The organism is Niabella agricola, from assembly GCF_021538615.1.
GTDB lineage: Bacteria > Bacteroidota > Bacteroidia > Chitinophagales > Chitinophagaceae > Niabella > Niabella agricola.
Window position 1 is genome coordinate 348,014 of sequence record NZ_JAJHIZ010000003.1, and the last position, 11,288, is coordinate 359,301.

Here is an 11,288-nt window from a genome sequence, read left to right on the forward strand (position 1 = left end):
AGGGCCCTTACGGGCCCTCTGTCAGCTATTTTAAAACATCGTAGTTATTTCGCAGGCGTAATCACGATCTTGCGGAATTCAATCGGACCATGGTCGCCCTGGATATAGATCGGTCCGGGTTCGCCTTCATTGCTGTCCAATGCACCGCCGGTGATGCCCGGTATTTCCTGGTTACTGATCACCGTTTTGCCGTTTACCACAACGGTAACCATCCTGCCGATCAGCGTAATATCATAGCTTTGCCACTGATCCGGCCCTTTTGCGTTGATTTCGCTGGGGGTTAAAAATCCATAAATACCACTGAACAATACGCTTGATGGATGCGCATCTTTAGGACTGTCTTCAATCTGGGTTTCGTACCTTCCTCTGAGATAAACACCACTGTTACTTCCCTTATGGTAACGGAATTCAACGTGTAATTTAAAATCCGTGAACTTTTGATCAGAGATCAGGTTGGCACCGGAGTGCGGGCTCGTCAGCACACCATTCTTAACGATCCATTGATTATCGGCTCCTACGGCTTTCCAGCCACTAAGATCCTTTCCGTTGAACAGGTTGAGGGGTTTATCCCAAACCGGAGCTGATGCTCTTTTTAAGAGCGGTGCTTTTACGCCTTTCCAATTGTATTTTTTCCCCTCACTGGTTACCACGGTACCTTCAATACCTCCATTGTTCAGCGTTCCTTCAATCACAAAATCCTGGTTGCCTTCTTCCCATTGAGGAGGAATGGAAAAGCTGAATTTACCGTTATCAAAATTCACTTTGGCTACAGGACGGGCACTGCCGGTAACGCCTACAAAATAGCCTACCAATGTTCTGGTGCCTGATAGCTTTACCTCCAGCCAGGATGGCGAGGGCTTGCCATCCACATCTACGGTAATATCCCAGCGGCCGATGAGGTCTTTCGCTTCTGCCGCAGCAGCGCGCACGGGCTGTGGTTTTTCTCCGGAAACCGGGCTACCATGAACGGAAGCCGCCGCCAGCAAACAACTCACACCAAAAACAAGAAAACGTTTACGCATAAAAATGATTTATTATTTAATGATTCAGTTGTTGACAACCGGGTGTAACAAAATCACACGGCCTAACAAAACCGGAAGATAAGATTTATTTCTTTTTCTTCGCCCATCGATCCATAAGCGGTTTCACCTCCTCAACCGCTGTGCTATTGTTGCCCGTAAGCGGCAAAGCCGTCAAAGATCTTCTTTAATGCGGCGGCTCTTTCCTTATGGGTATCGATCAGGTTTACTCTTTCTGATGGATCTTCATCCAGGTTGAACAGCTCCTTTACTGCCGGAATCCATTGTCCCGTAACCGGGTGCTCCCATGCCGGGGCTTCCCGGTATTTCCACTGCTTTAACTTTACAGCTTCGGGCTTGCCGTGATTCACAAGAAAGATGGGCCGGTGCTCAAAACTACCAGGCGCCGTTTTACCTTCCAGTAACCGGCCGATATCCTGCCCATCGAGCTCCCGGTTTTCAGGAAGTGGCGTGCCGGTCCATTGCGCAAGCGTTGGCAACACATCTACATTGCTGATGGCCTCGGAAAGTCGCACCCCTCCCGGAATCCGGTTTTTCCAATAAATGATAAACGGTACCCGGGCACCGCCTTCATAAGACTGAGCCTTGGATCCCCTGAAAACACCTGCGGCCCCCACATCCGAGCGTTTCGTAACCCCATCCTTTTCCATCCGCGGCGGGTATTCGCTCCAGGGACCGTTGTCACTGGAAAAAATAAAGATTGTATTGTCGGCCATGTTTTTTTGTTCCAATACATTCCAGATGGCAGCCAGGCCTTCGTCGATTTCGGTAATCACTTTTCCCAGCGGGCCGCCTGCCTTTTCCTTAAGCCCCTTGGCCGCCGCCGCATAAGCCACGGGTAAATGAGGCAGATTATGCGCCAGGTACAGGAAGAAGGGTTTTCCCGGTTGTTGCTGTTCAATAAACCGGATCGATTCCTGTGTATACAACCGCGTTAACAAAGAGTCGGCCGGTTTTTCCAACTCAGGCCTCGTATTCCGGAAAATTTTAATAACCGTATCGGTGCTCACATAAGGAAACCGGTAGTCATGACTATACAGCAATCCATAAAAGGAATCAAATCCCTGGCCATTGGGTTTATTGTATGCTTTTTGATCTCCAAGATGCCATTTCCCCACCATTCCTGTCTGATACCCGTTTTTCTTCAGCAATTCGGCAAGGGTTACTTCTGCATCCGGCAATCCCAGCGGGGACCCCGGCGCAATCGGATCGGGAAGATTATAGCGCGATGCATAACGACCGGTTAAAAGGGAAGCCCGTGACGGTGTACAGGACGGACTGGTAACCACATAATTGGTGGCCAGTAATCCGCTACCGGCCATTTTATCCAGGAATGGCGTCCGGATTACCGGATTGCCATAGCAGCCGATATCCGAATAGCCCAGGTCGTCCGTCAGCACAAAAATGATATTGGGCCGTTGCTGGGCACCGCCTTTCAACGCTGTAAACAGCAGCAAAAAAAAATAGAGATGTCGCATTTGATTCAATCGCAATTTTTATATTGTCTTCTAACAATTTTATCTTCCGTTTTTACATCGCCTGCCGGCCGGGATCCGTCAACTGCAATACAGCGTTCAATACGGCACTTTCGATCCGCTTCTGCCGCCGGTTGCTGCCGTCGATGGCATGCAGCGCTATCTTATACTTTACGAAATCCTTGCCGATATCTGCGATCCGCACCAACACTTCCCCGCCCGGCACGAGGTCGGGCAAGGTCTTCAGCACCGGCTCCAGCTTTCTGCCCAGGGTTTGTACATCCATCCTGTCTGCCAGGGGAAGTTCAAACCGAACCGTTAGCTTATCGGATACCTGTGCCGACTTATTAATCACCGTGGCAGTAAAAACAAGATTATTTGGCACCAGTACCATATCCTCCTCCTCATTCAGCACCACGATATTTGCAAAAGTGATATCAATGATCTTACCGGAATGATCGCCTACTCGGATATGATCCCCGATAGAGAACTGTTCGGAAAACATTACGATCAAACCACTGATCAGATTGGTAATGTATTCTCTGAAAATTACTGCAATGGCCATGGCCACAATGGTCACGCTGGTAATAAAATCCCTGGGATTGATGCCCAGCGCAATCATCACCGACACTACTGCAAAAACAGCATTCAATATGGCTGCCACCCGGTTTATTCCCAGTACAAAATTTCCACGCACTTTATTGGAAGCATGCCTGCGATTGTAAAAGGAAACGATAATAAACTTACCGATCGAAATGATTACGCTCGCCGTAAGGAAGGTATTCAGTCCGTATGCCAGTTGCAGCAGATAGGGATGCGCAGCATAAAAATCATTGAACACAGGAAATGAAATGCTCAGCAGCACCCAGGCCAAAAGCCTCAGCATAAACGATACCGGTATTGCTCCCCTGCGTTGTTCCATCAACCATGATTTAGCCGCCAAGCTAATCATTTTGGATGAATTTAAAAACAGTTTGAGCCAACCCGCAATACAACACCGATACAGCCGCTTGTAAACGCGGGGCATCTGAATCTTTTTCAGACAGGTAAACAAGCGGTGCTATTGTTATGCACGGATGTGGATTTATATTTTTGTTCTGCAGCCGGCGGCCGGCTATCTTTGAACGGATGGATGATAAAAACGAAGTAAATGCATTACTCAATCTGATTGATGACCCCGATAGTGAAATCTACGAGGCCGTTAGTAACCGCATTATTACTTATGGGCTTCCGATGATCCCAAACCTGGAACACCTCTGGGAAACCACGGAAGACAAGGAAGTACAGGAACGCATCGAATTGCTCATTCACCGGCTTTACTTTTCCGGCTTGCATACCGATTTTAAGCAATGGAATGAGGCGGGGCATCATGAACTGACACCGGCATTGCTTTTAATTGCCAAATTTCTTTATCCCGAGCTACAGGCTGCCAAGGTGCTGCATCATGTGGAACGGCTGCGCCGGAATATCTGGCTGGAGATTAATAATTACCTGACGCCGCTGGAACAGGTGCACATTATTAACAGCATCATCTACAACTATATTGGCATTAAGGGGAATACCAATAATCCCGAGCGACCGACTGAATACCTGCTTCCACAGATACTCGAATCCAAAAGAGGTAATCAAACCGGCATTGGTTCGCTTTATTTACTGCTGGTAGAACTGTTGGATATTCCCATCCGGCTGATGCGTATCCCCCACCAGTTTGTGCTGGGATATTGCAAACCCGGACTGGGCGATGCCACGGGCAATTATGACGTTGATTTTTTTATTGAGCCTTCCTTGGGCCAGATTTTTACACATACCGACCTGCAACATTATCTTACAAAAATCGCAGTCCCGAACACCCCGGATTTGCTCCGCCCCCAATCGAACCGGGAGGTCATCCAACAGGTGCTCACCGATTTCCGGGAATGTTTTAACAATGAACTTCAAAAAGTACAGTACCAGGAATTAGAATCGCTGATTCACCTACTGGATTAATTTCCAAAAGGATACAACCGGCCACCGCCTGCTGTTGGCTTATTTGTATTTTTTAGAGGCAACCCCCGCTTTTATTTTACGGTCTAACCCTTTTATAAATGTTGTATCATGAAAAAATACGCAAAGCCGTTCCTGATCGTTCTATTTGTAACAGGCCTTACGATGGCCGGCCAGTCCCAGACAGCAAAAGATATTTCCGGCCAGAAACCAGCCCCGGAAACACCCGGCAATACTGACAGTACGGGCGGAGGAAAAGAGCTGGAAGCGAGTCTTGCAAAGGCTGCTGCCGCAGCGGAACGGGCAGCCGGTAAAATCCGGAGCATTATTGAAAACAAGGCCGACAAACTTGCAAAAAGCAGTCAGCCATATGTTGACAGTCTTGCATCCTCCACTGCAAACCTGATCGAAAAGCTGGCGCGGGAACTGGATCAGATGGTGGATGCCAACCCTCCTCAAAAAAGAAAGTAGGCGCTCATTTTACCGGATGACAATCAACAGCGCCAACATGTGCGGGAAAAGCAGGACTGACATAAGGGATGCCCAGGTTCAACCCCCGCAGCACCATTAATACTGCAACAACAGCTACAAAATAAGGCAACATTTTTTTGATACGAAGCCTGAGTGAAAATGAAAGATGATGCCCGGTAAGCATCAGGACCGCCATAAGCGGTATCGTGCCCAGGCCAAATGCTGCCATAAAAACACCCGATGTAAATGAATGGCCAATTACCAGGGCCGTAGCAATGGCCATATAAACCAGCCCGCAGGGCAATAATCCATTGAGCATACCGATCGCCAGAAATGAAAATGGCCGGTTGCGACGGGTGAGAAAGCGGGCCAGACTTCCTTTAATGCGCTGCTGCAGCTGTTTGAACCATTTTATTTCCGGCAGGTACCGGGCAGGAAGCAACATCAACAGTAATACCATGCCCATTGCAATGGAAAAATACTGTTGGTACCCGATGATGGCAAACCGGTACCCGGCCCATCCAAGGATCACTCCCATCAGGAAATAGGTCAGCATCCTTCCAAGATTGTAAAGCAATATCGAAAGCAGGCGGGCAAAGGAACTGGTGGCATCCAACGGAATTGATAATGCCAGCGGCCCGCACATACCGATGCAGTGAAAGCTGCCCGCAATGCCCATGCCCAGGCCCCCAAGTAGTGCTTCTACCATTTACGGAATTTGAACGTTTTCCTCAAAATAATAACCCACCTGATTGTTTGTCCACGTAACGCTTACATGATACCAGCCTTTTACAAAGGAGGTACGCGGCAACGAATACACCGCTCCGCTTCCCGGCCGGATGGATATACGGCGATCTGCAGCACTGGACGACAGCCGGAGAAAATCAATATACCCGGAATCCAGATGGCCGGATGCCGGTTCCGGAAGCCGCACCCATATGCTGCCGGCGGAATCGGTGACGGATACGCGTTGCCCTAATGCGGCCAATTGCTGCTTCCCGTCGATCACCTGCTGATATTTCAGTTCTTTATCATAATAATTTGCATCCACAGTTTCATTGGTTTGCCGCATTGCGAGCCCCACCATAAACGTCATTCCGGCTAAAAAAAGCACCAATACAATAACCACTCTGATTCCCCAGTTCATATATATACATTTTAAATAAAGGGTCCTAAAAATTTTGATTTTATAGTTGCCGTTTTTTCGCCGTTGGTATATACACCGATCTGGATATCTGTAGAGCGGGCCTTGATTCCTGATGCCGGCATTACGATAAAAAAGGTACGGTCACTTAAGCTTTCTTTTTTAAGTATATTATGTGTGGCATCGATCATGCGAACCTGCCCTGGCACGGGACCTTCTACTTTTAATTCGAACCGTACATCTTGCCGTGTTTTATTGATGATCTTTGCCTGAAAAAGATTCGACAGCGAATCCTTTCCTACTTCCTGGTACAATTGTCCCTTTACCCGGGAAATGGTGGTATCGATACTCTTTCTGGAAAGAATAAGAAAACTCATCAGCGTTACCAAAATCACCAGGATAAAGGAATAGAATTTCATTCTCCCATTAAAATGAAACGGTTGTTTTTTTGAGATCTGGTTTTCTGAGGCCATGCGGATTAATCCCTCCGGCCGGCCGATCCGGAACATCACATCATTACAGGCATCTATACACGCCGTGCAGCCCACACATTCCATTTGTACCCCGTTCCGGATATCAATCCCGGTGGGGCATACATGTACGCAAAGCTTACAATCGATACAATCGCCCAGTGCCTGCTGTTCTTTTTTTGACCGCTTTCCCCTCGGTTCACCCCGGTTATAATCATACGATACCTGCATGGTATCCTTATCATACAATACGCCCTGAAGCCTTCCGTAGGGGCAAACCGTTGTACAAACAATATCCCGGACAAAAGCAAAAACAAAATAGAAAAGACCGGTAAAAAACAAGAGTCCTGCAAAAAGACCGATATTCTCCGATACCGGGCTCCGCATCAATGCCAGCACTTCGTTTACGCCAAGGATATACGAAAGAAAAGTGTGCGCAATTAAAAAGGAAACGACAAAGAAGATCAGGTGTTTTATCGTTTTTTTGAAAATTTTCTGAACGCTTAAAGGCGCAGCGTTTAGCTTTCGCTGTTGCGTGGGCGTTCCCTCGATCCACCATTCAATCTTCCGGAAAACAAATTCCATGAATACCGTTTGCGGACAAACCCAGCCGCAAAAAACACGCCCGTAAATAACGGTAAACAGGGCCACAAATACGATGGCCAGCACCATTGCCACAGCAAAGATGAAAAAATCATCCGGCCAGAATATTTTTCCAAACAGGATAAAGCGGGCTTCGGGAAAGTTCAGCTCCACGGCCGGCATGCCGTTGATTTTTACAAACGGCAATGCAAAAAACAACAAGAGGTATCCTGCCGACAACCATTGCCGGTACCGGTATAATTTACCCTTTGGCCGGAGCGCATAGATCCAGTTGCGCTTTCCTTTTTCATTTACATTGCTGTGCCGGTCTCTAAAGCTGTTACTGACTTTTTGCGGACCCACGGCTTCATCTTCTGCCTTCATCCTTTATGCTTCTTTTTATGATTGGATCAGTGGGTAGCACTGCTATCCTTCCTGGCTGTACTGTCGGTTCCGGCAGGAGCGTCTTTAAAGAGTGCGCCCTGTGGCTCCTTTGCACCCGCAGGATTGCTGCCATGAATGGACTTGATGTAGCTGGCGATTTCCGCGATCTGCTCCGCGGAGAATACGTCCTTCCAGCTCATCATCCCTTTTTCTACCACACCCAGTTTAATTGTTTTAAACACATCACCAATGGCGCCGCCATGCAGCCAGTAATCATCTGTAAGATTAGGTCCTACACCTCCCTGTCCGGCGTTCCCATGGCAGGCCGTACAATTATTCATGAATAACTTTTTCCCGGCTTCAATACCCGCAGCATCGGCCATTACAACGGTATTTTCATTAACTGCATCTCCTTTTGATTTCATGTATGCGGCCAGTTTCAGATTGCTTTTAGTTACCGCAATCTCATACTCTTCATACTGGTTGGGCGCCGCATGCAGCACATGATACCGCCACAGGTAACCGATGCCAAATACAATAGAGGCCACAAAGGCGATGGTAAACCAGGGGGGTGTGGCATTATCCAGCTCGCGGATGCCATCATAGCTGTGCCCTACATCGAGGGATTGCTCCTCTTCCATCGGCTTTAGCTTATTGGCCTTGCGCCACCAGGCCGTCAATCCTTTGTAGGCTTCTTTTTTGGAACTGAGGCGTGCCTTGCGCATTTCTTCAATACCGGTAAAAAAGCGGATCCAGTAGATAAATGCAAAGATTGTTAACAGCTCCAGGGCAATCACTCCCACCAAAATATAGCGCAGGATGTTTGCGTCTGAAAACGGATTGGAAACGGTTGCCGCCGCCGCCATGTCCTCTTGTCCAAACACCTGCATGCTTACAAACACCGCTATAAATGTCAACAAGGGTTTAACAGACGCTGCTTCTTTATTTTTTTGATCATCACCACCCGCCTTCTGATTTTTTTTTCGCTCCCGGTACACATCCATCGATGCCCTCAGCGTGAAGCCCAACATACCAATAATGAATAACAGGAAAACAATCACGATGACCAATACCATGTTTACATCCAGTATCAACCGGGGTGTTTGAGCAGCCTGCTCTGCGGCCATTACCGGCAATGCAACCAGGCTTATCCCTCCTGTAAGTGCTATGATTTTATTTAAACGTTTTATTTCTTTCATTGCAGCTCTATTTAAGTTCATCAAATGGCAGGTTTTCCATTTCAGATATGCTTTCCTCGCTCGTTTTCATTGCATACATAAAAACAGCGATGAACAGCAACGAAAACAACACCAGGGAAATAATGGGATAAATACTCACCCCGCTGATCTTTTCTAAATAGTTTATAAATTTCATGGTATGACTTATTCGGGTTTATGTTCTGCTTTAATATCTTTTCCAAGGCGCTGCAGGTATGCGATCAGGGCCACGATCTGCTTATCACTGCCGATGGTAATTTTTTCCTTTTTCAACCGGCCGGTGATCTCATTGGCCTGCAGTTTCAGGTCATTTACCGCATCGGCCTCATAGCCCTCGGGATACGGCACACCAAGTTTACGCATGGCATATATTTTAGAATTGGTAGACCCGATATCAATCTTTTTTTCAAACAGCCAGGGATAAGGCGGCATTACAGATCCCGGGGCCATCGAAACCGGTTCCAGCATATGATTGAAGTGCCAGCTGTCCGGATACTTGCCGCCTACGCGGGCCAGATCGGGCCCCGTGCGCTTGCTGCCCCAGAGGTGCGGATGATCATATACCGATTCGCCTGCTTTGGAATACTCGCCATACCGCGCCACTTCATACCGGAAAGGACGGATCATTTGGGTATGACAATTATTACAACCTTCCTGTATGTAGATATCCCTTCCCTGCAATTCAAGCGGCGTATAAGGCTTTACACTGGCAATGGTGGGTACGTTTTCTTTAACCAGGAAGGTGGGCACCATTTCGATCAACCCTCCGATGGCAACCACAATAAAACTCAACACCAGCAGCATAACCGGTTTGCGCTCAATTTTGGAATGCCAGTGCGCCCGGGCGGGAGCTTTATAGGTGCGAAGCAAGGGCGGAGCACTGGCTTCCTCGCTTTCAACAAAACGGCCCCTTCTTGCGGTTTTAACCAGGTTATATACCATTAGCAGCACTCCGATCAGATAGATACTTCCGCCGATGGCCCTTAATGCATAGAAAGGCACCACAGATTGTACTACGTCGATGAACTGATACTGCAGTTGTCCTTCCGGCGTAAATGCGGTCATCATAAAATACGTTCTGAACGCCGCCCAGTACATCGGAACCGCATACAGCACGATACCAAAAGTACCGATCAAAAAATGCGTGCCTGCCAGTTTGGTAGAATACAGTTTGGTATTGAACAGCCGCGGAATCAACCAGTACATCATCCCGAACGTAAGGAAGCCATTCCATCCGAGGGCCCCGATATGCACGTGTGCCACCGTCCAGTCGCTATAGTGTGAAATCGCATTTACGTTTTTCAAGGAAAGCATCGGCCCCTCAAATGTGGCCATTCCGTAACAGATCACTGCTACCACGATAAATTTCAGGACAGGATCTTCGCGTACTTTATCCCATGCACCTCTGAGTGTAAACAATCCGTTGAGCATGCCACCCCAGCTGGGCAACAGTAACATCAGCGAAAGTGCTGTACCCAGCGACTGTGCCCATTCCGGCAGGGCTGTATACAGCAGGTGGTGCGGGCCGGCCCAGATATAGATAAAGATCAGGCTCCAAAAATGGATAATACTTAGCCGGTACGAATAAATCGGCCGGTTGGCTGCTTTAGGAAGAAAATAATACATCATTCCCAGAAAAGGGGTGGTGAGGAAAAACGCAACCGCATTATGTCCGTACCACCATTGCACAAGGGCGTCCTGAACACCGGCATACCAGGAATAACTCTTCATAAAGGAAACCGGAAGTTCAAAAGAGTTTACGATATGCAGCATGGCCACCGTAACCCAGGAAGCCAAGTAAAACCAGATCGCTACATATAAATGCCGCTCGCGCCGCGTTAAGATAGTGCCCATCATATTAACGCCAAACACCACCCAAACGATCGTAATGGCGATATCAATCTGCCATTCCAGCTCTGCATATTCTTTGCTGGTTGTATATCCCATCAGCAGTGAGACAGCAGCCGCCACAATGATCAGCTGCCATCCCCAGAAATGTACGCGGCCGAGCATCCTGCTCCACATGGGCGTTTTGAGCAACCGGGGCATTGAATAATAGACGGCAGTGAAAATGGCGTTCCCTACAAAGGCAAAGATTACCGCATTGGTGTGCACAGGCCGCACCCTTCCGAAAGTCGTATACTCCGTATTGAGATTCATTACCGGAAAAGCCAGCTGAAATGCCGCCAGCACGCCCGCCAGCATCCCTATTACACCCCAGCTGATGGTCGCAATGGCAAACAGCCTGGGAATCCGGTTATCATAACTAAATTTCTGAACTTCCATACATTTTGGTTATTTATTTTTTGATGCGTTTTTTTCTTCAAACAGGATGCGGTTGGGCGGTGCATAGTCATCTTCAAATTGTCCGTCTTTTATGCTCCAGATCAGGCCTGCCAAAAAAATGACAGCGATCAGGAGACTTACAATGGCGGTGATGATGATGATATTCATTACGCGGTAAAGGTGCACTGATAAAAGCGGTTACAAATTGACCCTGCACAGGCCAACAGATGATATTG

Annotated in this window: 12 protein-coding genes; 2 read left to right on the forward strand and 10 right to left on the reverse strand. The window is 47.9% G+C overall.

Annotated elements, in window-relative coordinates; all coding sequences use genetic code 11:
• Positions 1-44: 44 nt before the first annotated feature.
• The 3 genes from LL912_RS06945 to LL912_RS06955 form a co-directional block, all read right to left on the reverse strand.
• Positions 45-1,022, reverse strand: coding sequence for a 3-keto-disaccharide hydrolase (locus LL912_RS06945; RefSeq protein ID WP_235552854.1), 978 nt, complete (start codon positions 1,020-1,022; stop codon positions 45-47).
• A gap of 143 nt (positions 1,023-1,165) precedes the next feature.
• On the reverse strand, positions 1,166-2,518 hold the full coding sequence (locus LL912_RS06950; protein ID WP_235552855.1) for a sulfatase-like hydrolase/transferase: 1,353 nt from the start codon (positions 2,516-2,518) through the stop codon (positions 1,166-1,168).
• A 52-nt stretch (positions 2,519-2,570) separates the two neighbouring features.
• Complete coding sequence (locus tag LL912_RS06955; RefSeq protein ID WP_235552856.1) at positions 2,571-3,437, reverse strand: mechanosensitive ion channel family protein; 867 nt, start codon at positions 3,435-3,437, stop codon at positions 2,571-2,573.
• Between the two features lie 206 nt (positions 3,438-3,643).
• Here LL912_RS06955 and LL912_RS06960 point away from each other — a divergent pair, with 206 nt between their 5' ends.
• The gene (locus LL912_RS06960; RefSeq protein WP_235552857.1) at positions 3,644-4,501 is read left to right on the forward strand and encodes a transglutaminase-like domain-containing protein; all 858 of its coding nucleotides are present in this window, start codon (positions 3,644-3,646) and stop codon (positions 4,499-4,501) included.
• Between the two features lie 108 nt (positions 4,502-4,609).
• The gene (locus tag LL912_RS06965; protein WP_235552858.1) at positions 4,610-4,969 is read left to right on the forward strand and encodes a hypothetical protein; all 360 of its coding nucleotides are present in this window, start codon (positions 4,610-4,612) and stop codon (positions 4,967-4,969) included.
• 4 nt (positions 4,970-4,973) lie between these two features.
• Here LL912_RS06965 and LL912_RS06970 read toward each other — a convergent pair whose 3' ends face one another.
• Genes LL912_RS06970 through ccoS form a run of 7 tightly spaced genes read right to left on the reverse strand, consistent with a single transcriptional unit; the run spans position 4,974 to position 11,220 of the window.
• Positions 4,974-5,678 carry a sulfite exporter TauE/SafE family protein gene (locus tag LL912_RS06970; RefSeq protein WP_235552859.1) on the reverse strand — a complete coding sequence of 235 codons (705 nt, stop codon included), beginning with the start codon at positions 5,676-5,678 and terminating at the stop codon, positions 4,974-4,976.
• Positions 5,679-6,116, reverse strand: a complete 438-nt coding sequence (locus tag LL912_RS06975) for a FixH family protein (protein ID WP_235552860.1) — start codon at positions 6,114-6,116, stop codon at positions 5,679-5,681.
• An 11-nt stretch (positions 6,117-6,127) separates the two neighbouring features.
• Positions 6,128-7,549: a cytochrome c oxidase accessory protein CcoG gene (ccoG, locus tag LL912_RS06980; RefSeq protein ID WP_235552861.1), complete on the reverse strand. Its 1,422-nt coding sequence runs from the start codon at positions 7,547-7,549 to the stop codon at positions 6,128-6,130.
• Between the two features lie 26 nt (positions 7,550-7,575).
• On the reverse strand, positions 7,576-8,748 hold the full coding sequence (locus LL912_RS06985) for a cbb3-type cytochrome c oxidase N-terminal domain-containing protein (RefSeq protein ID WP_235552862.1): 1,173 nt from the start codon (positions 8,746-8,748) through the stop codon (positions 7,576-7,578).
• A 7-nt stretch (positions 8,749-8,755) separates the two neighbouring features.
• A complete protein-coding gene (locus LL912_RS06990; protein WP_235552863.1) occupies positions 8,756-8,923 on the reverse strand; it encodes a CcoQ/FixQ family Cbb3-type cytochrome c oxidase assembly chaperone in 168 nt (55 codons plus the stop codon).
• Positions 8,924-8,931: 8 nt separating this feature from the next.
• Positions 8,932-11,052 (reverse strand): cytochrome-c oxidase, cbb3-type subunit I, encoded by a 2,121-nt coding sequence (gene ccoN, locus LL912_RS06995; RefSeq protein WP_235552864.1) that lies wholly within the window; start codon positions 11,050-11,052, stop codon positions 8,932-8,934.
• A gap of 9 nt (positions 11,053-11,061) precedes the next feature.
• On the reverse strand, positions 11,062-11,220 hold the full coding sequence (ccoS, locus tag LL912_RS07000; RefSeq protein ID WP_235552865.1) for a cbb3-type cytochrome oxidase assembly protein CcoS: 159 nt from the start codon (positions 11,218-11,220) through the stop codon (positions 11,062-11,064).
• Between the last annotated feature and the right edge of the window lie 68 nt (positions 11,221-11,288).

Bases quoted from the DNA above. Each gene is read 5' to 3' on its own strand.
- LL912_RS06945 (WP_235552854.1), bottom strand. From the start codon at position 1,022: ATGCGTAAACGTTTTCTTGTTTTTGGTGTGAGTTGTTTGCTGGCGGCG.
- LL912_RS06950 (WP_235552855.1), bottom strand. From the start codon at position 2,518: ATGCGACATCTCTATTTTTTTTTGCTGCTGTTTACAGCGTTGAAAGGC.
- LL912_RS06955 (WP_235552856.1), bottom strand. From the start codon at position 3,437: ATGGAACAACGCAGGGGAGCAATACCGGTATCGTTTATGCTGAGGCTT.
- LL912_RS06960 (WP_235552857.1), top strand. From the start codon at position 3,644: ATGGATGATAAAAACGAAGTAAATGCATTACTCAATCTGATTGATGAC.
- LL912_RS06965 (WP_235552858.1), top strand. From the start codon at position 4,610: ATGAAAAAATACGCAAAGCCGTTCCTGATCGTTCTATTTGTAACAGGC.
- LL912_RS06970 (WP_235552859.1), bottom strand. From the start codon at position 5,678: ATGGTAGAAGCACTACTTGGGGGCCTGGGCATGGGCATTGCGGGCAGC.
- LL912_RS06975 (WP_235552860.1), bottom strand. From the start codon at position 6,116: ATGAACTGGGGAATCAGAGTGGTTATTGTATTGGTGCTTTTTTTAGCC.
- ccoG (WP_235552861.1), bottom strand. From the start codon at position 7,549: ATGAAGGCAGAAGATGAAGCCGTGGGTCCGCAAAAAGTCAGTAACAGC.
- LL912_RS06985 (WP_235552862.1), bottom strand. From the start codon at position 8,748: ATGAAAGAAATAAAACGTTTAAATAAAATCATAGCACTTACAGGAGGG.
- LL912_RS06990 (WP_235552863.1), bottom strand. From the start codon at position 8,923: ATGAAATTTATAAACTATTTAGAAAAGATCAGCGGGGTGAGTATTTAT.
- ccoN (WP_235552864.1), bottom strand. From the start codon at position 11,052: ATGGAAGTTCAGAAATTTAGTTATGATAACCGGATTCCCAGGCTGTTT.
- ccoS (WP_235552865.1), bottom strand. From the start codon at position 11,220: ATGAATATCATCATCATCACCGCCATTGTAAGTCTCCTGATCGCTGTC.